At 54.6% G+C, this 22,840-nt stretch carries 13 protein-coding genes; 12 read left to right on the forward strand and 1 reads right to left on the reverse strand.

Annotation, left to right across the window (positions count from 1 at the left end; genetic code table 11):
* Nucleotides 1-170 precede the first annotated feature (170 nt).
* The 12 genes from ACSQ16_RS00410 to ACSQ16_RS00465 all read left to right on the forward strand — a co-directional run bounded on the left by ACSQ16_RS00410 (nt 171) and on the right by ACSQ16_RS00465 (nt 20,213).
* Nucleotides 171-1,595: a TolC family outer membrane protein gene (locus tag ACSQ16_RS00410; protein WP_435988440.1), complete on the forward strand. Its 1,425-nt coding sequence runs from the start codon at nt 171-173 to the stop codon at nt 1,593-1,595.
* Between the two features lie 608 nt (nt 1,596-2,203).
* Entirely contained in the window at nt 2,204-6,031 is a 3,828-nt protein-coding gene (locus ACSQ16_RS00415) for a DUF4214 domain-containing protein (protein WP_435988334.1), read from the forward strand.
* A gap of 250 nt (nt 6,032-6,281) precedes the next feature.
* Nucleotides 6,282-7,547 (forward strand): glycosyltransferase, encoded by a 1,266-nt coding sequence (locus ACSQ16_RS00420; RefSeq protein ID WP_435988335.1) that lies wholly within the window; start codon nt 6,282-6,284, stop codon nt 7,545-7,547.
* Nucleotides 7,548-7,782: 235 nt separating this feature from the next.
* Entirely contained in the window at nt 7,783-7,974 is a 192-nt protein-coding gene (locus ACSQ16_RS00425; protein WP_209219724.1) for a DUF6447 family protein, read from the forward strand.
* A 221-nt stretch (nt 7,975-8,195) separates the two neighbouring features.
* Nucleotides 8,196-9,914, forward strand: coding sequence for a type I secretion system permease/ATPase (locus ACSQ16_RS00430; RefSeq protein ID WP_435988336.1), 1,719 nt, complete (start codon nt 8,196-8,198; stop codon nt 9,912-9,914).
* Between the two features lie 67 nt (nt 9,915-9,981).
* A complete protein-coding gene (locus tag ACSQ16_RS00435; protein WP_435988337.1) occupies nt 9,982-11,268 on the forward strand; it encodes an HlyD family type I secretion periplasmic adaptor subunit in 1,287 nt (428 codons plus the stop codon).
* A gap of 115 nt (nt 11,269-11,383) precedes the next feature.
* Entirely contained in the window at nt 11,384-11,710 is a 327-nt protein-coding gene (locus ACSQ16_RS00440) for a helix-turn-helix domain-containing protein (RefSeq protein ID WP_435988338.1), read from the forward strand.
* A gap of 44 nt (nt 11,711-11,754) precedes the next feature.
* A complete protein-coding gene (locus tag ACSQ16_RS00445) occupies nt 11,755-13,500 on the forward strand; it encodes a hypothetical protein (RefSeq protein ID WP_435988339.1) in 1,746 nt (581 codons plus the stop codon).
* Nucleotides 13,501-13,710: 210 nt separating this feature from the next.
* Nucleotides 13,711-14,040, forward strand: coding sequence for a DUF2147 domain-containing protein (locus ACSQ16_RS00450; protein ID WP_394444296.1), 330 nt, complete (start codon nt 13,711-13,713; stop codon nt 14,038-14,040).
* A 31-nt stretch (nt 14,041-14,071) separates the two neighbouring features.
* Nucleotides 14,072-15,397, forward strand: a complete 1,326-nt coding sequence (locus ACSQ16_RS00455; protein WP_435988340.1) for a condensation domain-containing protein — start codon at nt 14,072-14,074, stop codon at nt 15,395-15,397.
* Nucleotides 15,398-15,556: 159 nt separating this feature from the next.
* A complete protein-coding gene (locus tag ACSQ16_RS00460) occupies nt 15,557-16,882 on the forward strand; it encodes a condensation domain-containing protein (RefSeq protein WP_435988341.1) in 1,326 nt (441 codons plus the stop codon).
* A gap of 268 nt (nt 16,883-17,150) precedes the next feature.
* Nucleotides 17,151-20,213 carry a Mur ligase family protein gene (locus ACSQ16_RS00465; protein WP_435988342.1) on the forward strand — a complete coding sequence of 1,021 codons (3,063 nt, stop codon included), beginning with the start codon at nt 17,151-17,153 and terminating at the stop codon, nt 20,211-20,213.
* Between the two features lie 203 nt (nt 20,214-20,416).
* Here ACSQ16_RS00465 and ACSQ16_RS00470 read toward each other — a convergent pair whose 3' ends face one another.
* Entirely contained in the window at nt 20,417-22,588 is a 2,172-nt protein-coding gene (locus tag ACSQ16_RS00470) for a BapA/Bap/LapF family prefix-like domain-containing protein (protein ID WP_435988343.1), read from the reverse strand.
* Nucleotides 22,589-22,840: the final 252 nt, after the last annotated feature.

Genomic DNA, 22,840 nt, shown 5'->3' on the forward strand with positions numbered 1-22,840 from the left:
CCCTCTAAGGGGTTGGAGTGGTGGCTTTGCTTGACACAAAGGGGAGGGAAACCTAGCAGTAGAGTAAAGATGATACACTATAAATAAATTAAAGCGTAGAGCCCCTTACTCCCTAGTTGTTTGATCTGGCGGGATTGCAAGGTGGGTACGTGCAGGCAGTGGGCAGTCAAATGGGTATGGTCGGGTTTAAAGGCGCTGTGCGAAGGGGCGTCACGGCGCTGTCATTCGCATTGGTGGTGATACTGCCTCGCCCCGCGTTTGCAGAGACTTTGGCTGATGCTCTGATTGGCGCGTATCAGCATTCAGGTCTGCTAGAGCAAAACCGGGCCCTGCTACGGGCCGCAGATGAGGAGGTGGCCAGCGCCCAGGCTACGCTAGAACCTGTGCTGCGTTGGGCGGGGGGATTGACGCAGAACTTTGGCTCTCTGCGGAGTTCTGGCATCCCCACCGCGCAATCGACTGAAAGCCTCACCGCCTCAATCAATTTGATTGCCGAGTTGCTGATTTATGACTTCGGTGCCAGTCAGTACCGGGTTGAGGCGGCTAAGGAGACTGTGCTGGCGACCAGGCAGACATTGATCGATATTGAGCAGCGGGTGCTTCTGCGGGCTGTGGCGGCTTATATGGGGGTCATTGAGGCGTCTGACGTTGTTGAGCTGCGCAACAAGAACTTACAGTTCCTTGTCGAAGAGCTGCGCGCGACGCGCTATCGCCTTGAGGTTGGGGAAGTTACAAATACGGATGTCGCACTTGCCCAAGCGCAGCTCGCACAGGCACGCAGCAATCTGGCTGCTGCAGAAGGGGAGTTGTTGCGCGCAGTAGAAGAGTACCGCACGGCCATAGGTCGCAAGCCTGTCAATCTTAGTCCCCCACCAAGCCTGCCAAACATTGAGGCAAGTTTGGAGACGGCCAAAGCGCTTGCCGTGCGCCGGCATCCTTCGGTCTTGGCGGCGCAACATCAAGTGGCAGCTGCTCGTTTGGCGGTAAGCGCCAACGAGGCGGCCATGGCGCCTCGCGTGACCCTCAAGGGGAATTATGGCCTGACGGAAACGTTCAATAGTAACAGCTATACCCGCAGTGGTAATGTGGGGGTGGAAGCCAATCAGACGATTTATCAAGGAGGCGCGCTGTCTTCTGCGGTGAGGCGTGCGATGGCACAGCATGATAGCCAACGCGCCAATTTGCATGTCGTTAGTAAGAATGTCGTCCAGGATGTTGGCAATGCCTATGCTGGGCTGAGGTCTGCGCGCGCCCAGCTGGAGGCGTCGGAGCGCCAAATACAAGCGGCCCGCACGGCCTTTGAAGGGGTGCGTGAGGAAGCGAGGCTGGGTGCGCGTACCACGCTTGATGTTCTTAATGCTGAGCAAGCGCTTTTGGATGCGGAATCGACGCGCGTTGCGGCGCGCGCCAATCTCTACGTTGCGGCCTATTTTGTCTTGTCGGCCACGGGTCGCCTGACCGCAAAGGATTTGGGCTTGCCGATGCAAACCTATGATGCGGCGGCTTATTATAATCTGGTTAAAGATAGTCCCGCGAAGCTTTCCAAGCAGGGCCAGGCACTAGATCGCGTATTGCGCAGTCTTCAGAGAAACTGAAGGTTTGGTGTTGCGAGCGCCTCGTGAGGGGAACGCGCTGCTGTCGCTATAATAGGTTACGTCTTTGGAGGAGGATCAGCCTGGCAAGCGCCTCAGGCTGTTTTGACTGGCGCCTTAGGGTTGGCGCGGCCTGCAAAGAGGGGATGGGGCGCTTGAGCTCTAGGCCGATAGGTCATGGTGTTCCGGCTTGGCGCCTGTGCTTTAAGCGGAGCGCGGGCTGGCGCTCATAGGGGTTTGTTGCACATATTCTGCGGCGCTCTCTCAAGTTAATCTATAATCTTAGATTCGCCGCTCAAATAACTGATATCTATTAAGTAATATGGCTTGTTGGCCTCTGGACGCGGCGCGCACTCTTTGTGGCCTGTTGCACGATTACCCTCTCCGACAGGCCGCCCTGCGGGTGTTCTCGGTCGCCAGGACAAAGGCACCACCTATGGGGGTATGAGTTTTGCTATACAGTTTATTATTGCGCGAAGTGTACAGTTAAAGTTATACCATGATTTATGAGCCAAAGGCTCTGTTCGGTCGTGCCTGTAGGGCAACGTTGTTGACCGAGGCATTTATCGAGCAGTGAACGCGGTTCACAAATTTCTGGAGGTATTTCACCCATGGCTACGCAAGCCCAAATCGATCAGATCGTACAGCTGTACATCGGCTACTTTGATCGCGCCCCCAACCCAACGGGGCTCAACTATTGGATCAATGAGCTAGATAACAACCCCAACATGTCCTACCTGGACATTGCGCAGTCGTTCTCGGTTCAGCCCGAAGCGACAGGCCTTTATCCTTTCCTGGCGAACCCGCAAGTGGCGTCGCCAGAGGCCTTTATTACAGCTGTTTACCTCAACCTGTTTAACCGTGCTCCCGATGCCGATGGCCTGGCGTACTGGGTGGGTGAACTAGCTGGCGGCAAATCCGCAGGTCGCATGATCATCGACATCCAGTCGGGTGCCCAGGATTCCGCTGCTGGTCAAGACCTGACCATCCTGAACAACAAAACAGCCGTTGCGCTCGATTGGGTTCAGTCGACTGCCGACATTCCTGGCTTCTCCTACTTCAATGAAGACGGCAGCATCAACGCCGCCGCTGAAGCTTCTGCCAAAGGCGTTCTCGATGGTGTGGATGCGACACCTGAATCCGTTGCAGAAGGTCAAGCCGAGACTGATGCCTATGTGGACGCTTACGGCGAAACACCGGCTGGCTCCACTGTCCTGACCGTTGGCGTTGACGATCTGACCGGCACCTCCGGTGATGATGTGTTCACGGCACCGCTCGCACAAAACATGCTGGGCGCTGTGACCAACACCTTTGAATCCGGCGACATGCTGGACGGTGGCGAAGGCATGGACACGTTGAACGTGGACCTGACGCTGACCACCTCTGGCACCGTTCCTGTTGGCCCGGCGATTTCTGCCACAACAAACGGCATCGAGGTTGTGAACCTGCGTGAGCAGACCAACAACATTGATACCGGCGGCGCGCCGTTCCTTAACTTCTCCAAAATCGATGCGGAGAAGATGATGGGTGTCGAGCAGTGGTGGTCTGACAACAGCCGCAGCAACATCCAGATCGAAGACATTCGCTCCAAGCCGATGGACACGGCCTTTGGTCTGAACGAGACCGATCCTTACGCCGGTCTGACAGCCTACATCAACGCCAACTATCTGGAAGGCGACGTGGATTCTGAATCCATCCTGACGCTGACCATCCAGGAAATTAACGCAGACGTGTTGGTTCCCGGTGCTGAGCTGTCCAACATTGCTGTTGGCAAAGTGACCTTCGAATTGGACGGCACAGAATACGAGTTGGAATCTGCTGATATTTCGGCAGCCGACACTTGGGCCGATCTGGAAACCGCTCTGACAGCTCAGATCGATGCCACCGCTGGCCTGGAGAACCTGACGGTCTCCCATGTTGGCGACGGTGTGTTCACCATCTCTGACAGCGAAGGCGGTGCACTGAATGCAGACCCGGCCACAGCTGTTCTGCTGGGCTTCACAGGCATCGACGTGCGTAACCGCGTTGAAGTCGGTGAGAACCTTGAGATGCTGCCGACACGCACCTCTGTCTTCCTGGACGATGCTGGTAACGGCTCTGAAGGGGGTGGCGTGAACATCGCGGGCATGTCCGGCGAGCGCGGCATCGAGGTAATGGACGTTGTTGTCGATGACGACAGCCACATTTCCACTCTGCGGTCGCTGAACCGTGGTGACATCTTCTCGGAAGAGCAACTGGAAGTGGTGAATGTGACCCGCGGCAATGCTGACGGCACGCAGGACACCGGTGATCTGAAGATCGGTAACCGTACCATCAGCTCCAACGGCGAAGAGACCACCACTGACGGTCGTTTGACCACCAATGGCGGCAACCTTGGTCTGCAGAACGTCCGCGTCTTCAACGCTGAAGGCTTTGACGGCCAGACCATGATCGCTGCAGATTTGCTTAGCAACGACGTGTTCGACAAATACCTCGACCCCGACAATGGCGTTGTGCAGTTCACCTACCACATGGGTGATGCAGGTTCTAACCTGAGCTTGAATGTGTCTGACGACGTTGCAGCAGATGACGACTTCACGCTCGACCTGATTGGCGGGGACGGCGACGACCGTTTCAACCTCACCAACATGGACATGAAGGACAGCATCTCCATTGACGGCGAAGGTGGCGTGAACACTGTCGAAGTTCGCTCCTCTGTCGATGGAACCATGGACAGCGCTGGCAACATGCGTGCTTGGGAATCCTTCACCAATGTGGATAACCTGGTCGTTGCAGGTGGTGGCACCACCACGCAGGACTTCATCAACGGTAATATGATGGGTCTGGACACAGTGGCAATTGCGACCAATTTCGGTGCAAGCACCACACTGCGCAACTTGGATGAGGGTACGGATGCCATCATTTCCGGCCGCAACCAAACTCTGAACTCCTTCGCGAACAACAATGCCAACCAGAACTTCGGAACAATCACTCTGGATCAAATCCAGGATGAGGTTGGTGTTGGTACGGCGACAGTCGTTCTGGAGAACACAGCGCGCACCAATGGGCAGCTTACCGTCAATAACCTGTCGGTGACCAACCCTGAAGCAGGTGTCAGTGCACTGGAAATCCAGTCCAACGGCCGGGCTCAAACCACCAACCAGGTGACATCGTTCAACGCCGCGGCGCTGAATACATTGACCCTGGAAGGGACGCAGGATCTGACCATTGCTGTGGACACATTCGCAGACGCGGATGGCCCTGGCGGTACGGCTGGTGCGGCTGCAACCATTGACGGTTCTGGCCTGACTGGTGATTTGGTTCTGGCCACTAACGGTGGTGTGTTGAACAACGCTGGTGCTGACAAAGTGACTGGTACTGCAGGTTCGAATGATACGCTGCAGCTTTCCGGTGTACTTACAGCGGGTGCTGTCATCTCGGGCTTTGAGACCATTCAGTTCGGTGCGCCGTTCAATGCCACTCTTGCGAATGCTCAAGGTGTGTTCAATGCGGCAACGGCAAGCGGTGTTGAAGAGTATGTGATCAACCGCCTCAATGGCGACTTGGCCATGATCAACACCGGCGGTGACGAAGAGATCACAGTCAACACCGATGGTTCGACAGTTGAAGGCAATAACCTGCGCTTTGTCGCTGGTGCCGCCAACAACAGCAATGAGCTGAACCTGAACTTTGAAGACCTCAACCCCGGAACTTTTGAAGGCCTGAACGACTTCAGTGCTGGGGGTGCGGAGATCGAAGTTGGGAACTACCGGACGATCAACCTGAACCTGGATGATGATCAGAGTACATTTACGAACAACTATGTGTTCGATCTGAACCTGCTCGACGGCCAAGGCGATGATGATACCGGTGCACCAGGCACTTATGATGAAGCAACCGTCTTTGCGCGGACGCTGAACATCACAGGTGGCGGTGACAACGGTGCTTCTCCGGAAGACACAGTGACAGTCAATGGTTTGACCAACGTCCTGTCGCTGATCGACTTCTCTGACTATGAAGGCGAAGTGTCTGCTCTGACCCTGACCATGCTGGACCCCACAACCGACCGGGATTCCAATGCAGGTGGTATCCAGACTGTGGACCGCAACGTGACAATCCGGTTCAACGACCAGCAGGCTGCAGTCACTGAGCTGGATGAAGTTGCTGCAAACGACGACGGCATTGTGACCTACGAGTTCACAACTGACGTTGCCACTGCGGGTGACATCTGGAGCATCACAGGCTTCGATACCTTCGCATCTGAAGGTCTTTCCGGTCTGTCCATCCTGGATGTGTCGGGCTTGGGTATCACTGGTCTTGCCGACCTGAGCATCGTGGATGATGGCACCGACATCGTTGTCACTGCAAACGATCCAGCGGCTTCGGGTCTGGACTTTGAGATCCGCCTTGAGAACCTGACTGGTCAGATGCTCAACAACGAGAACTTCCAGTTCGCGTAAGCTAAATCATAAGGCAGGGTTTCCTGTCGACGGAAAGCCCCCAGACCTTCTGGGGGCTTTTTGCTTGGGGTCGGCCTCATGCGATTTGCCGCTACTGACTGTGGGTGGAAAAGCGCGCAGTGTTTGCCAATTTCTTTAGTTTTGTGCCAGCTTGGTGGTCGGAGTTTGCAAGGCCGTATACTGTCTTTACCTAGCATCCCTGCAAATATACGGGATATTTATACACTCCGAGGGATGATAGAGAGCAGCTATGGCGACAGTGTATTACGATCTTTCCGAGTTGTTTTTGTCCGCTGGCTCTAAATTCAAGTACTACGGTATCGCCCGTACGGTGCTAGAGGTTGGATATGAGTTGGCGCAGTCGAAGGCGGACGTCCGCTTCGTCATCTTCTCACCTGCGCATGACCGTTTTTTTGAGGTCACGCCGCGTATCGGAGCCGCCTCGGCGAATGGCGTCTTTGATGTCGGCCTTCCGATAGAAGCAAAGCCTCTACGATTTCGCTATAGCTATCCGGGGCGACATGCGTTGCGCGATGCGCTCCATCCATTGATGCGCAAAGTTGTTCAAATGTTCAGCTTGAAAAGATGGCGTGTCTCCGTGCCGGCGGGCGCTGTGCGCGAAGTTGATCTCAACGGGCAAATACTGGTTTCATTGGGGCGGCCCAAAATGATATCTGACTATCTTGTGGCGATGGATGAGGCGGGAGTTCGGCCGCGGTTTTTCCCTTTGCTGCATGATATGATCCCACTGCATGAATACGCGCACCCGCGGCAAAGCATGTTCGCGCGCAATTTTGCGCATGACAATCACATCGTTGTTGAGCATGCCGAAAAGCTGCTGACAAACTCTGTATTCACCAAAGATGAAATTGAAAGGTTCTCTACGGCAGGTCGCATGTGCGCCTTGCCGCCAGTCGTACCGGTGCCGCTTGCCCAAGAACTGCGCAAGGCGGATGAGCCTATCAGTCTCGATCTGCCAGGCGTGCCTTATCTGCTTGGGGTGGGGGTAATGACGGGGCGGAAGAATTTAGAATGCCTTGTGAATGCAATGCTACTTTTAGAGCAGGCCGGGCGCCCGGTGCCTCACCTGATCCTAGCTGGCGCAAAGCGTAAACGGACATGCGCCTATGTGGATCGACCTGAATACGCTTCCATCCGAGATAAAATAGAGTTTGTGCTTGATCCCAACCAAGCCGAGTTGGCGTTTCTTTATGAGAACGCGCTGGCTCTCGCGATCCCGAGTTTTATGGAGGGGTGGGGGCTTCCGCTTGGAGAAGCGCTTTGGATGGGAACGCCAGGAATAGCGGCGGATGTCCCGGCGCTACGAGAAGTCGGTGGTGATCTCGCTGAGTATTTTGACCCTGATGATCCTCAATCACTTGCGGCGCTCGTTGAGCGCCTAAGCTCGGACAAAAAGTTTTATTCCGAGCTAAAGGCTAAAATATCGCAAGGCCATGTCGGTCTACGATCATGGAGGCATGTGGCGCAAGATATTGTTGCGGCGACCTCCTCTTAGATCAGATTGGGCATGATGCTGGGGCGCGTGTAGGTTGCATTTAGTTCACAGTATGGACCTTGATCTGTCGAATTGAGATTGGCTTGCTTCGCGCATAGCGCGAACCCATGCGAGCGTACCTGTAAAAATTACCAAAAATACAAATTTTCCCTTTATATATTGGCCTTGGGGGTTCCTCTTGAGTGGAGCTTCGCCTACAAAATCATTATATAATTTTGTATTGAGGGAGGCCGTTTTGGCAAAAGTTACCATTGATGGGCGTGAATACGATTCAGATAATCTGAGCGATGACGCCAAGCAGCAGCTTGCGAATGTTCAAATTTGCGAGCAGCAGGTGCAGAAGCTGCAGCGTGAGATTGCGATCACGCAAACCGCGCGCCAAGCTTACATTGGCGCTCTAAAAGAAGCTCTGCCCGCTGATAGCTAATAAGATCAACTAGATCGGGCTATATTCAGGCGAAAATTTAGTTCGCCTGAATATTGTATGTTGCGGTGTTCAACTGGGTCATCTTTGTTGACCTATAAGTGGGCCATATTGCGGCCCATTTTTTCTATGACACGAAGGTTTTTTGACGTAGGGTAAGACATCCACTGTACTGAGGATGAGAGCCCAAATTTAACTACGCGTATTTGAGGGAAAGCTGCTTCATGTCGGCACCAAATGCATTGAAACAGGCCTATGGAAGGTTCCGTGCCATCCTATTGGCGACGGTTATCTTTAGTTTTTTTGTGAACCTGCTGATGTTCGTGGGTCCGCTCTACATGCTGCAGATTTACGATCGAGTGCTCGCCAGCCGGAGTGAGTATACGCTTCTTATGATCACAAGCGTGGCGGTGGGGCTTCTCGTCACCTACGGCCTATTGGAGTTCATCCGCTCAAGAATGCTGGTGCGTGCCGGTTTGGAATTTGACGAGGTGCTTTCTGGGCCAATGTTCTCAAGAGTGGTTCGCCTGCAGTTGGCCAACCCAAATGGGGGTGCGCGGACAGCATTGGGCGATGCCGACCGAGTGCGTGATTTCATCACAGGGCAGGGCATTTTGGCCTTCTTTGACGCCCCTTGGACGCCGCTGTTCCTCGCATTGTGCTTTGCCTTCCACCCCTGGCTTGGCATTGTCGCAACGACAGGCGCGGTCATTATCTTTACCCTCGCGTTGCTGAACGAGCTGCTGACGCGATCTGCCTTGAAGGAGGCGAACAACGCAGGCCAAGGGTCCGCGCATTTCGCCAACGCTGCTTTGCAGAATGCTGATGTGATTCAAGCTATGGGCATGGGCAAAGAGCTTTCTGGCCGCTGGCTCAAGCAGCGTGAAGTGATGCTTAACAGCCAAGCCTCCGCGAGCGATTGGGCTGGATTTATCATGTCCTGTTCCAAGTTCGTACGCATGAGTCTGCAGGTCGCCATCCTGGGGACGGGCGCTTACCTTGCCATGAACCAGCAGATCTCCCCCGGCATCATGATTGCGGCGTCGATTGTGATGGGGCGGGCACTGGCACCGGTCGAACAAGCCGTGGGACAGTGGAAGCAATTCATCTCCGCCCGCCAGGCGAATGAACGCTTAGGTCGGCTTTTCGACAGCGTCTTGGATGAGACTGATCGGCTGGAGCAGTCACCGGCAAAGGGTGCGTTGTCACTTGAAGGCGTATCAACTGTGGTGCCCGGGACGCGTGAGCCGCTTCTTAAAGGTATTAGCTTTAACATTGACGCCGGCACTGTACTTGCGGTGATTGGACCAAGCGGGTCGGGCAAATCGACGCTTGCGCGGGTGCTTGTTGGCGTAACAGGCGCCGCGGCGGGCGCGGTACGGCTTGACGGGACAGAGCTTAGCCACTGGGATCCGGATCAGCTGGGGGGCTCGATCGGCTATCTTGCTCAAGAGGTTAAGCTTTTCTCTGGGACGGTGGCGGAGAACATTGCGCGCTTTGCCACAGATGCGACGGATGAAGAGATCATTGCGGCGGCCCAGCTTGCCGGGGCGCATGAGATGATTCAGGGTCTTAGAGAAGGGTACGCAACGGAGATTGGCGACGGCGGCGCGCAACTCTCAGGCGGGCAGCGCCAGCGCATCGGGCTTGCACGGGCGGTTTTCCGCACCCCAAGTTTGATTGTTCTGGATGAGCCAAACTCCAACCTCGACAGTGAAGGCGAGAACGCCCTGGCAGAATGTCTGCTCGCGCTCAAAGCGCTTGGTAAGACCGTCGTGGTGATTACGCATAAAGCGAACTTGCTCTCGACGTCCGACAAAACCCTCATGTTGAGCAATGGCGCTGTTCAAAAGATGCTGGCCACAAAAGACCTTTTGAAGCCCAAACAACCTGAAGCGGCACCTCAACAGGCCGCTGCCAAAGTCACGAACATTGGTGCTTAATGCGTAAGAGCTTTGTGCCAAGGATGAGTATCGCGTTGTTTCATACGCAAACAAGAAGTGTGGGATCATGAAAACTTCTCCGCGATTTTACGCCCGTCTAGGGTATCTGGTTATTTTTCTGATCTTTGGCGGGTTGGGGAGTTGGGCCGCGACAGCTGTGATTGACAGTGCTGTGGTTGCGCCAGGTACAGTTGCTTTGGAGGGGGACCGAAAGGTCGTCCAGCACTTGAATGGCGGGATCATCCGAGAAATTCGGGTGAAAGAGGCGGGTCAGGTCAAAGAGGGGGATGTCCTCATTCTCCTCGAGAGCGTCGAAGCTCGGTCGAATTTGAACCTACATATGCAAAGGCTGAATGTAGCGCGGGCGACCGAGGCGCGCCTGCTCGCGGAGCAAACCTCTCAGGAGAGCGTTGAGTTCCCACAGGACCTTTTGGAGTCGGAAGACCCGAGAGTTCAGAAGGCATTGCGTACGCAGCGCCAGATATTTGAGGATCGCCGGTCCATTCTGCTCTCCCAAACGGAGATCCTAGAGTACCGTTTGGAGCAATTGAACGAACAGATTACGGGGCTCGAGCTGCAAAAAAGTGCGATGGAGCGCAGGGTTGCGCTGCGCACGGCCCATTTAGACAGGTTGAAGTCTGGCGAGCAAAAAGGCGTCATTGAAAGCAACCGTTTGGTTGAGCGGGAAGATACCCTTATCGAGACGGAAGCCAGTTTGGGGGAGGTCATCTCGGAGGCTTCTCAGGTGAGAGGAGCGACAGGTGAGGCGCGCTTGAACCTGCTTAAGTTGGTTCAAGAGTATAGAGAGCGTGCCAATCTTGAGCTGAAAGACGTGCAAGCTGAGATCTCAGAGCTAACAGAGCGTGTTTTGGTGGCCAAAGATACGCTAGACCGCACTGTTATCCGGGCACCAACATCCGGTTCTGTTCAAGATCTACAGGCAACCACTGTCGGGTCGGTCGTCAGGCCAGGTGAAGTGTTGATGGAGATCGTGCCGGTGGACGAGAATCTCGTTATCGATGCCCGCGTGGCACCGGTGGATATTGATAGCGTTGTGCCGGGTATGGAGACGGAAGTGCGCCTCAGTGCGTTCAAAACAAAGCTCATGCCAATCGTATTTGGCACCGTACAGTCCGTTTCAAGCGATGTGATCAGCCCCAAGGACCCAAATGACCTGCCTTATTATTTAGCGCGCATTCATGTTCCTGAAGCAAATCTCCCTGAAGGTATTAAGGGCAACCTGACCCCAGGGATGCCAGGGGATGCCGTTATTATAACCGGGGAGCGAACAGTGCTGAACTATCTCGTCTCTCCTTTGTCAGAAGCTGTCTCAAAAAGCTTCCGGGAGGAGTGAGGGGGAGCGTTACGCTACGTTATAAGAGGAGGAATGCGGTCATAGAGGAACTTTGAACATCATTGATATAGCAAGGGAAGTGGTGCTATATTAGAGGATGTTAATTGAATCCTAGATGTGGAAGCCAAAGCTCATGCTCGCTGATTGCGAAAGTGTAAGAAAAAATGCGCAAGACCAGCGTCGCGAAATGGGGGTGTGGCTGAAGTGCCTCCGCGAGACGCAGGGGCTCTCACAGCGCGACTTGGCGAATATTTTGTCGCTCGAGTATTACACGTTCATTTCTCAGCTCGAGAATGGCCGCGGCAAGATACCTAGCAGCCGGTATGTGGAATGGGCGAATGCTCTGGGCCAAGAGCCAAGGTCATTCGTAAAGACCCTGCTGTCTTATTATGACCCGATTACCCATGATATTTTATTTGGAACGAAGGCGCAGGCCCACTGAGTTTCTAGCTCCGGTCGGTTTGCTTTGTACTTTGAGGCACACCTATGTCGGACATTATTAAATTCCCGCGCCTAAATACGGATGAGGCGCATACTCAGGCAGAAGGCAGCTCTTGCTCCCTGTTCGCGCTTGTTGATGGCGCAATGTCGTTTGACAGATTCAAGGGCGACCCCTTGATGCAGCTTGGGGGGCGCCAGAAGCGCGTTGCAAGACAAGCCCCTCGTCGGAAAAACCATGCTCCAACTGCGGGCAGCTATGATTGGACCAATCAAGAGCTCGCGACTTTGTTCCGTATCAATAGGCTTTTGAACCTTGCAGATCTTACGATCGGTACGGACCGCGGCGTTACAGATGAGGGCGATCCTTGGTTTGTCTTTCTTGACCCCAAAGGTGATGTTTTTGTTCACCTTTGCCGGATTAGAACGATTTATATGCTCGACAGCGCTTGTCAGAGCTCTGTTGTCAAAGGGCATAGCCTGAATGATCTTGTTGAGGCCTATGTCCAGCAACTGGGCGTGACCAAGGAGGACAGGTCTAGAGCGCGCCAGAACATCATCCAGCTTGCAGAAGCAAAGGATCGCAAAGTTACGGTGCATCCTGCCGCAGCCTTGGCCGCGTTGATTTGGACAATTTATCTGCAGACAGATGAAATGAATGCCGCACCCCTAACAGAAGAAAGCTCTTTTGAGGGGGCTGTGCCAGGTCTTTTGATGGAGCCTGCTTTGCTCGAAGAAGCAGAGCTAGCGTCCTTCTCTCTGGCGGAAGAAGGCACATTACTTGCTGCCGAGGCAAACATTGGACATGATCCGGATCATGCGGAGAAATCGGTAAACTTCACGGTGCCTGCCAATTATGTCGGTATGGGTCTTAGCGCCTTAGCCTTGACCTATGGCCTCGACCCGTTTGTCGGGAATATGATGCAGAGCGCAGACACTCTCTCCAAGGGGACTTCGGTAGAGAAGACCAAGCTCAACGAAACGGACCAGAAGTCTCTCGAAACAATGTTGCTCAGCATCTCTGGTGCCGATTGGAACATTCTACAGGATTTTGGTGAAGGTGCAGAGGGGATCTGGGGCTCTCTGCTTGATTACGATCTTTTTGCGAGCAGCCTTGTGAACTCCCAAGTGGAGACCATCGTATCTGAACTCATGCAGGCCATGGACATTACGGCTAGCTTGCTGACTTCCGAGCAGCTGCTGAAAGCGCCTTTGTTGGCGCTGGAAGTAGGAAGCGAGGTGTTCAGCAACATGAGGAACAAGTCTTACCATATTGAAAAAGAAGGTAAAAAGGAATTTCAGGAGTTGGCGCTTAGGGAGAGTTCAGATCCCGAGGATACTGTCGCCAGTGAGGAAGCCTTACTGGTCGAGATGCCGGAAATCCAAGTCGAAAGCAGTTATGTGCTGCCAAACTCTCTGCCTACGGATGTTGCGGCTGTATTGAAGGAATACGGTTTCTCTACCACAGGTGACATCATCACGAATGCCACAGCGCAGGACTATTTGTCGGGCTTTGAAGAAACCGCGGCTCAAAGTGAGGCTAAGGCCACCCAGCCTGACGGCCAGTTTGGGAAGTACGATCAATCTGTAAAGGACTTTATCAGCTTTTTGATGGAGAACGCTGAGGATGTTCAGATGATCTCTTATGAAACGGAATTGGTGATTATTGATGAAGCCACATTCCATCAAGATAGCTCCCTGACCTATATGAAAAGCTGGGATTTGGATGACGGCGGACGTATTTCCACGATCGGGCTGAAGGCTGATTTTGAAGCTTTTGATCTGATTGCTTGATTGGCTCTACACGCTTGGTCCAGCCGTGCCTGGCAGGCTTGCGGGTTTGAGGCGTTGCTTTCTGACAGCAAGTTCGCCTCTCATCTTATAGAGGAGTGGGGACAAAATACGTTCTAATCTGAACAGTTATCGGCACTAGAGCAGGGGGAGAGCATGCGGAAACTGGCAATTGGTTTGCTCACCGCATTTTGCGCCCCAGCTTTAGGCGCGATGGCCGAGCCCTTTGGCATTTGGTTGACTGAAAAGGGGCGAACTGGGGCCTATCTGCACGTCAAAGTGGCGCCCTGCAAAGACAATAGCGCACTACTTTGTGGTTATGTTCATAAGACATTCAGAACCCCGCATACAGAGATCGTCGGCCGGCCAATCTTTTGGGATCTCGAGCAAGTAAGCCCAACTGAATGGGCAAATGGTAGGGTTTGGGACGCTGAGAACCGCAAAGTCTATAGGGCTAAGGTTCGCTTGCGTGAGACTGAGCTGCGTGTCGAAGGCTGTCTTGGCATGCTCTGTGACGGGCAAAGCTGGAAACGTGTAAGGTAGCATTCACCTAGGAGCGAGGCAAAGGACGGCTATGACATCCCCCGCTCTTCGGAAGAGAAGATACGCGCCGCTCTCTGACTATCAACATCGCATGCTGTCTGCTGCACTTGATCCCAACACTCCTGATGCCTTCCATCAAGACCAGACAATTTCTTGGGCCTTGAAGGTTACCCCTGGTGTAAGTTCTCGCACCCTTCGGCGCGCCTTGGATAAGCTGGTCGAACGGCATGATTCATTGCGGTTGCGCATCACCCAGATCAGCACTGGCTGGCATGCTGAGATCCTACCCGAACATGCCAGCGGGCTTCTTGTGGAAGACCTAGGTGACATGTCTGATGAGAGGCAACAGGCTGCGGTCATGTCTTTTTGCGAAGCGCCCCTTACCGCTTTGTCCGAGCGGATGTTCGACATGCGATTGTTGAAGTTTGGTAGCGCGGGGGATGTGATCTTGGCGCGCATACATCACGCCATCATTGATGGTTACAGCGTGGCTTTGTTGCTGGAGGAGCTACTCAAGCATGCATTGAGCATGCCTGTTACTGATGTGCCTTTGTCCCATGTGGATTTTATAGCCTATCGCCGCAATCAGCTGGATGAAAATGCTTCTGCAAAGGATGAGTTTTGGCGAAAGGCGCTGCTTCCTCTTCCAAAGAGGCTGCCTGTTGGGCGTCAAGCCAAGGGGCTTCCCCCTTTGTCGACCCGCAACACCGGCCCTACCAACACGCTGAGGAATTTTCTCAAACCGCAAACGGTTGCGCTTATCAAGGCTTTGGCGAAGACCACGGAAGTATCTCCTTTTTGCCACTTGTACGCCGCGTTCTGCGAGGCTCTTTGTGCGCAAGCGGAACAAGATAGGGTTCTAGTGCATAGCATACTTGGGCGTCGGAATGCGGCGGTTGCGTCTTTCATTGGTGCTGAGATGCTTTTGCTACCGATCAGGTACTGCAAAGGCGCAGGACCGGCTTGGGTGTCTCAGCAGTTGGCAGCATCCTCTGAGATGGTGCCAACGAGAGCTTTCTGCGCAGAAACGCCTACAGGCCGAAAACTGCAGGCCGAAGATGGGGATTGGTACCGGTTTCTCGTGCATATTCCTACACCTACAGGCCGGATGTCATCTTCGCCTTTCCGTAGGCTCTTCGAGGGGGCTCTTGAAGGGAAAGTGTCTTTTGGGTTCGTGACGTTGGAGCGGTTGGCCTTGCCCAAAACCACAGAGACCGATTTTGAGGCTCAACTTAACATCTACCCCGCGCCAAGCGGGCCGCAAGCTTCTCTTATCGGGGATGCCGCAGGCTGGAGTACCGCTGATCTTCAGGGGCTTGCCGAAGAGATAGAGGGGCATGTGCGGGGATATCATTGAATGTGGTGATTTCTAGATGAGGGCGCCAGGTGTCGCCGTTTGATCTCCGCCCGTTTGCGTTCTTTTGTTGCCTGAGGTGTTTCGCTCATGTCATTATTTTTGCTCATATAAGGTCCCGCCATAGAATGGCTGCGCCTGTAAGGGAGGCCCTAGACGTATATGACAGCGCCAATACCCGTTTTGCAGCAAGGAAGGTTCTTCCCGCTTTCTCACTACCAACAGCGTATGTTGGCCGCGGCGCTTGATTCCGAAACCTCCAGAGGGTTTCATCTCAACCAAACGATCTCATGGGCCGTTCGTATCACGCCGGGAGTAAGCGCACGAACGTTGCGCCGAGCCTTCAATCGGCTTGTGGAGAGGCATGATTCCTTGCGTCTACGCTTGGTGGAGCGCGGCGAGGATTGGCGGGCTGAGATTTTGCCCAACCATCCGATTGGATTGATTGTAGAAGACCTAGGCGAAATGCCTGAGGAAGCGCAGAAGAGTGCCCTCTCGGAGCGCTGTGCAGACCCGTTGACCGCGCTCTCCGATCCCATGTTTGAAATGCGCCTGCTAAAGTTCGGCGGCGCGGGGGATGTGATCTTGGTGCGCATTCATCATGCCGTCATCGATGGCTATAGCATTGCTTTGCTACTTGAAGAGCTGCTCAAACATGCGCTGAGTATGCCTGTCTGTGCAAAACCATTGTCGCACGGTGGATTTATTTCGCACCGAAACAAGCAGCTCTTGGCGCGTTCCGTGGAGAAAGAAGCGTTCTGGCGAAAGGCGTTGTATCCTTTGCCAGATAGGTTGAACATTGGCCGTGAAGCGCTTGATTTGCCGTCATTATCCCCCCGAAGCATCGGCAAAACGAATACAGTTAACAACATTCTGTCATCCCAGGCTTCCGCTGACTTGGGGCGTTTGTCTAAAAGCACAGGGGCTTCGGCGTTCTGCCATCTACACGCAGCATTTTCAGAAACGCTTTGCGCTCATGCCGGGCAGCAGGCCATGTTGGTGCACAGCGTGGTCGGGCGCCGGGAGGCAGCAATGGCGTCTTTCATCGGCGCTGAAATGATCGAGTTTCCCCTTCGTTATACCCGCGGGGCAGGCCCTGTCTGGGTCTCAGATCGAATATCAGCCTCTGCCGAGATGCTGCCAACCATGGCCTTAGATGAAGGCACCTCAATGGGGCAGGAAGTGCGGACCAATGCGGACTGGATGCGTTTTCTTGTTCATATGCGGGCCCCTACGGGACGTTTCTCAAGTTCTCCTTTTCGCAAGATTTTTGAGGAGGCTATGGTTGGGAAAGTTTCTTTCGGCTTCATATCATTGGAGCGGATAGACTTGCCGAAAGAAGTCGATAGCGGATTTGAGCTCCACCTTAATGTTATTCTCACCCCGGAAGGGCCACAGGCCTCCATAATTGGAAATGCTGCATCCTGGCATAGGGATGATTTACAGCAGCTCGCTCAGGAGGTGGCGGTCAGGGTTCTGCGAAACTGATAGAATGAGCGGCGCACTTGCTACGGCAGGTCAGCCAGAACCGCTCCATATTTCTTGTCATTTAAGGTGCAAGACCCGTGGAATAGACCTGCGGTTTCAAAGAATATGCGCGCCCTGTGCCGTTTGTATGGCAGGATCACCAGCCTTGCCTCTTCTTGATTTTTACTTGAGAATGATTTGAAAAATTAAGGGGTTAGGAGGAGATGTCGCGCTGCAGGGCTCTCTTGGCATTTTGCCGCTATGATCAACGCGCGCGATGAATTTTATCATGACCACTTCAGTATCGCATTTCATCGATAAGCTCACCGCTCGTGTGTCTCCTTTGCCGGCCCCTTATCCCCGTTTTGTCGTTTTTGTGTCCGCCACAGATGGCGAAAGTCGCGCGCGGGTCAGAACGATCACAGCTTCGAGCATAGACGAGTTGCGCTTAAGGTTAGAGGAAAAGGGCTCTATGCAACTGCTTGGGGGCCGCCATGTGCGTTTGGATTGGCCCACGTCAGTACAAGAGGTTTCCTTTTCCACCTACAAAGCTGCCCTCCAAAAAGTGAAGCGCAACTACAGTCGCAAAGGGATGTCTCTTGATGCAGGGTTCAAGCATGCGGTCACCGAAGGTGAATTGAACGGAAGTGCCCTGTTTTATAAGGGTGCCAAAACTCCGCATTGTGAAATGAACCTCAACAACGTCCAAGTTTACTGGAAGAGGCGCTTTGGGGAAGCGTTTGAAGTTCCAGACGATTCAGACACCGTCTATCTATTTTCAGCTGAGGGGATGTTTCGTGACGACGATCGAGGAGAAGTGGTTGACCTCGAACCTTCCGGGCTGAATGGGGGGAGACGTGTCTTCAACCTCATGCAGCCCGATAACCTTGATGGGGTGATACGTGAGAGTGCTGAGTATCTTGCGGCTCAGGTGAAAGATGACGGCTTGTTCCATTATGGAAAGCATCCGTGCTTTGATCGCCCTATCAACCATTACAACACTTTGCGGCATGCCAGCAGCACCTATGCTCTGTGCGAGGCCTATGAGCTGTTGCAAAGCCCTGTGCTGCGTGAGGCCATTGATCGGTCTTTAAGGCAGATTGCGAAAAACCTTGTAAAATACCGCAGCCAGCCAAGCGGTGCGTCGGCCTTTCTGATGGACCGGGGCAATGAGGTAAAGCTAGGTGGTAATGCCGTTGCCATCTTGGCGTGTTGCAAGTTCTTCGAAGTCACCGGTGACAAAACTGTACTCGAACTGGCTCTTCGTTTGGGCAATGGCATTCTGTCAATGCAACAAGAGAACGGTAGTTTTTGTCACATTTTAGATGCGGAGACACTGACCCCGAGGGAAGATTTCCGCACAGTTTACTATGATGGCGAAGCGGCGTTTGCGCTGATGCGATTGTATGGAGCCACTGGCGATCAACGCTGGCTGGATGCGACCCGCCGTGCCGTCGACGATTTTATCGTCAAAGAGTATTGGCAGTACAACGATCACTGGCTGGCATATTGTGTGAATGAGCTGTCTCGCCATGATACGGACCCAAAGTATATTGCGTTTGGTGTCCGCAACGTCCGAGACTATTTGCCCTTTATCCGCGAAAGGATCACCACCTTTCCCACCCTTCTGGAGCTATGTTGCGCCACCCGCCTACTGCTGCAAAGGGCGCTAGGGGATGCTTCACTGGTACAGGTGGTTGATGAGCTGGATCTCGATGCGTTTCGCGAGGCGATGGAACATAGGGCGCAGTATCTGGCCAATGGGTTCTTCTTTCCGGAAGTCGCAATGCACTTCAGAAATCCGGCCTCGGTCACTGGAAGCTTCTTTATTCGACATCATGGGTTCCGGGTGCGCATTGATGATGTTGAACACTACCTTTCTGGGTTGATCGCATATCGCTCCTATCTGAAGGACCGCGATCGTTTTATCGAGCTTTGCGATCAACAAAAGCGCCGCCGGGTCACTGCCGCGGGTCAGGCGCGCTGGTCGACAGAGAATATAACCGACCTTTTGCCGGGGTCGGAATGGCTGATGCCTCCCAGTGAAAAGCTAGAGTTGAATGGCGTTTCCATCTTCGCCTCAAGCTTTCGCGAAGATGATATCGTTTTTGTGCGCCATGCGGATGACAGATTTGGCATTCCGTATAAAGAATTGGAAAAGAACGCGATTTTCCCGCGCCTCGCGATTGTGAGCGACAATAGCGGAGCTTTTGACCAAGCGGGCTCTGTCTTGCGGGTCCCAGATATGCGCGCCGCGTTGATGACCTTGGCAAAAGATGCGCGTCGATCACTCCTCTGCCCAGTGGTGGGTGTTACGGGAAGCGCGGGGAAAACCACTGTGACATCAATGATTGCCCATTGCCTTGGTGCGGCCGGCAAGGTTCACGCCACCCGCTTTAGCGCTAATATGACGCGCGGACTCGCTTGGAACCTGTGTTGCGCTCCCACGGACACGCAATATTGCGTTCTGGAGATGGCCATCGGGCAAATGCAAGATAACAGCCGACTGGCGCGACCAGACATTGCGGTGTTCACCAATATTCATCCCGCACATTTGGCCTACCATACGAACACGGCCACCATCGCTCAGAAAAAGGCGCGGATTTTCTCTGAGATGCCCGACCAGGGCGTAGCAATCCTAAATCGGGATATGAGTGAATATGAGATTGTAGAGGCTGCCGCCGAACGCAGGGGTCTGAGGATTGTGACCTACGGCTGGTCTGAGACGGCTGACATCTTTCCGACATCCTCAGAACCATCAGCAATGCAAGTCACGCTGAACGTCTTTGGAGATTATCATATTGTCCCCACTCTGAGCGGGGGGCGCTACGCGGTTGATAATGTAATGGCGGTCGCTGCTGTCGCCAATGTACTGGATCAACCGATTGGGCCAATGCTTGAGCGTCTGACCACCTTTGCAAAGGACGTAGGGCGCGGCCAGATTATCGATTTGGCCACTTCGGAAGGTCCTGCAAAGATACTGGACCATTCCTACAATGCTAATCCGGCCTCAATGCGGGCGGCGCTAGATGAAATGCTTGCGATGCCCTGCTGCGGAAAACGGATGGTTGTTCTTGGAGATATGGCAGAGCTTGGTGAGCAGAGCCGAGCAGAACATGATGCGCTTCTCAACTTTCTCAAAGAGAAACCTTTGGATGCCGTCTATCTTGTCGGTGATGAACTCAAGGCAAGCCTGCCATTGGTTGGCAATGACCCCAGGTTCGCCATTTTAGACGTGAAAAACCTTGAAGGCATCCTGACCCAGCAGGTCACTGCAGGTGATATTATATTGGTTAAAGGCTCAAACAGCACCGGCCTGTTCCAACACCTTTCGGGCTTTCGAAAGGCCTAATCTGCGCTTGTAGTTGAGGCTTGTTGCGGACGTAGGCAGCCTTCCAAATCAAAATGCTTGTTTGGAGCTATGGTCATGGCCGGCACCACCCGAGGTTGGAGCCGCCTTTTGCATTAGGTCGGCGCTTTCTTTCAACAGTCGCCCAAAAGGAAACAGGCCCCACATGTCATGTGGGGCCTGTAATTGTTCCGCAGGTCTACCGGTTAGACGATGTCATCTTGTCCACCACCTAAGCCGCCGAGCAAGCCTCCAGCGAGACCGTCTTCGCCTGTGACGCCATCGAGCAGACCGCTGTCACCGCCGAGGAGGCCACCGACGAGACCGTCTTCGCCTGTGACGCCATCGAGCAGACCGCTGTCACCGCCGAGGAGGCCACCGACGAGACCGTCTTCGCCTGTGACGCCATCGAGTAGACCGCTGTCACCGCCGAGGAGGCCACCGACGAGACCGTCTTCGCCTGTGACGCCATCGAGTAGACCGCTGTCACCGCCAAGGAGGCCACCGACGAGACCGTCTTCGCCTGTGACGCCATCGAGTAGACCGCTGTCACCGCCAAGGAGGCCACCGACGAGACCGTCTTCGCCAGTGACGCCGTCGAGCAGACCGCTGTCACCGCCAAGGAGGCCACCGACGAGACCGTCTTCGCCTGTGACGCCGTCGAGCAGACCGCTGTCACCGCCGAGGAGGCCACCGACGAGACCGTCTTCGCCTGTGACGCCATCGAGTAGACCGCTGTCACCGCCAAGGAGGCCACCGACGAGACCGTCTTCGCCTGTGACGCCGTCGAGCAGACCGCTGTCACCGCCGAGGAGGCCACCGACGAGACCGTCTTCGCCTGTGACGCCATCAAGTAGGCCACTGCCGTCGCCGAGAAGGCCATCCAGAAGGCCGCCGTCACCGCCGTCTCCATCGGTTTCTCCAAGTGTACCGGTTCCCACCAAGCCACCGACCAGGCCGTCTGCCCCGGTGACATCCGACAAGACACCATCGTTGCCAATCAGATCGCCAAGAAGACCTTCGGAGCCCGTGACATCACCAAGAATGCCATCATTCCCAGTGACAGGACCAAGCAGGCCATCGTCGGCAATGATACCGTCAACCAGACCGATATCCTCAGATATACCTCCGTCGCCGATTACAGGCTGACCTAACAGTTCCTCTCCGACTTCTCCCAAGGGGGTTCCGTCACCGAGAAGGTCGCCCAGCAATCCTTCTGAGCCCGTAACGGGGCCTAAAGGCCCATTGTTCCCGGTCACATCCCCGAGCAGTCCTTCATCGGAAAGGATGGGGTCGACGAAGCCGTGGTCCGCATCGGCGTCCGCATCGGCATCCGCATCGGCGTCTGCATCTGCGTCGGCATCAGCATCGGCATCAGCGTCCGCATCTGCGTCGGCATCCGCATCCGCATCGGCATCAGCGTCAGCATCGGCGTCCGCATCTGCGTCAGCATCGGCATCAGCGTCAGCATCGGCGTCAGCATCGGCATCAGCGTCCGCATCTGCGTCGGCATCCGCATCGGCATCCGCATCGGCGTCTGCATCTGCGTCAGCATCCGCATCGGCATCCGCATCGGCGTCTGCATCTGCGTCAGCATCGGCATCTGCGTCGGCATCCGCATCGGCATCCGCATCGGCGTCTGCATCTGCGTCAGCATCCGCATCGGCATCCGCATCGGCGTCTGCATCTGCGTCAGCATCCGCATCGGCATCAGCATCTGCGTCGGCATCCGCATCGGCGTCCGCATCTGCGTCAGCGTCAGCATCTGCGTCGGCATCCGCATCAGCGTCCGCATCTGCGTCAGCATCGGCATCAGCGTCAGCATCGGCGTCAGCATCGGCATCAGCGTCCGCATCTGCGTCGGCATCCGCATCGGCGTCTGCATCTGCGTCAGCATCCGCATCGGCATCCGCATCGGCGTCTGCATCGGCGTCCGCATCGGCGTCTGCATCTGCGTCAGCATCCGCATCGGCATCAGCATCTGCGTCGGCATCCGCATCAGCGTCGGCATCGGCGTCCGCGTCAGCATCTGCGTCGGCATCTGCGTCGCCATCGTCGTCATCTGCACTGCTGCCGCCGCCAGACATGGCGAGCCCTAAGCCGGCCAAGCCTGCTGAAAGAAGCCCGGCTTGCTCCTCTGGGGTGAGTTCTTCCTCGGGCTTATCTTGGATGTCGACGTTGGTGTTGTCGCGCAGGGTGAGGCTATGCAAGGAGCCGTCCGCTGCAGGCTTGTAGAAATCATTGACGGTGATCGTATCACCATTTTTCAGTTGGATAGTCAGGGTATCACCCCGACGACTATAGCGCGCAATGTCTGACTGCAGCGCGTTGATAGGAATGCTGATCTGTGGTCCGGCTTGTAAAACAGTGTTAGCCATGGGGTACTACCTCTCTTCACCCCATAATAAGGGCGCCGCAGTTAATATCTAAAGTATATAGATCATAACTTTGGTATGTTATCAATCAGCTATATGTGCTTTTGGGGGTCTGGGCGTGGAGTTAGGGCCACAGCATGATCAGTGCTGTGCACGGCGCCAGGCCAATCCCGCCAATGGCAGCTGATTGGGGCGGATTGGGAAACAACGCAGCCTCGAACCAGTGGGATTTCTTACAGACAGTCCTTATGGATT

Origin of the sequence: Sulfitobacter sp. SH24 (genome assembly GCF_965641895.1) — a bacterium.
Classification (GTDB): domain Bacteria; phylum Pseudomonadota; class Alphaproteobacteria; order Rhodobacterales; family Rhodobacteraceae; genus Sulfitobacter; species Sulfitobacter dubius.

Excerpts from the sequence above, each read along its gene's own strand:
- ACSQ16_RS00470 (WP_435988343.1), bottom strand. The coding sequence starts at position 22,588 with ATGGCTAACACTGTTTTACAAGCCGGACCACAGATCAGCATTCCTATC.
- ACSQ16_RS00440 (WP_435988338.1), top strand. The coding sequence starts at position 11,384 with ATGTGGAAGCCAAAGCTCATGCTCGCTGATTGCGAAAGTGTAAGAAAA.
- ACSQ16_RS00445 (WP_435988339.1), top strand. The coding sequence starts at position 11,755 with ATGTCGGACATTATTAAATTCCCGCGCCTAAATACGGATGAGGCGCAT.
- ACSQ16_RS00460 (WP_435988341.1), top strand. The coding sequence starts at position 15,557 with ATGACAGCGCCAATACCCGTTTTGCAGCAAGGAAGGTTCTTCCCGCTT.
- ACSQ16_RS00410 (WP_435988440.1), top strand. The coding sequence starts at position 171 with ATGGGTATGGTCGGGTTTAAAGGCGCTGTGCGAAGGGGCGTCACGGCG.
- ACSQ16_RS00465 (WP_435988342.1), top strand. The coding sequence starts at position 17,151 with ATGACCACTTCAGTATCGCATTTCATCGATAAGCTCACCGCTCGTGTG.
- ACSQ16_RS00435 (WP_435988337.1), top strand. The coding sequence starts at position 9,982 with ATGAAAACTTCTCCGCGATTTTACGCCCGTCTAGGGTATCTGGTTATT.
- ACSQ16_RS00420 (WP_435988335.1), top strand. The coding sequence starts at position 6,282 with ATGGCGACAGTGTATTACGATCTTTCCGAGTTGTTTTTGTCCGCTGGC.
- ACSQ16_RS00415 (WP_435988334.1), top strand. The coding sequence starts at position 2,204 with ATGGCTACGCAAGCCCAAATCGATCAGATCGTACAGCTGTACATCGGC.
- ACSQ16_RS00455 (WP_435988340.1), top strand. The coding sequence starts at position 14,072 with ATGACATCCCCCGCTCTTCGGAAGAGAAGATACGCGCCGCTCTCTGAC.
- ACSQ16_RS00430 (WP_435988336.1), top strand. The coding sequence starts at position 8,196 with ATGTCGGCACCAAATGCATTGAAACAGGCCTATGGAAGGTTCCGTGCC.
- ACSQ16_RS00450 (WP_394444296.1), top strand. The coding sequence starts at position 13,711 with ATGGCCGAGCCCTTTGGCATTTGGTTGACTGAAAAGGGGCGAACTGGG.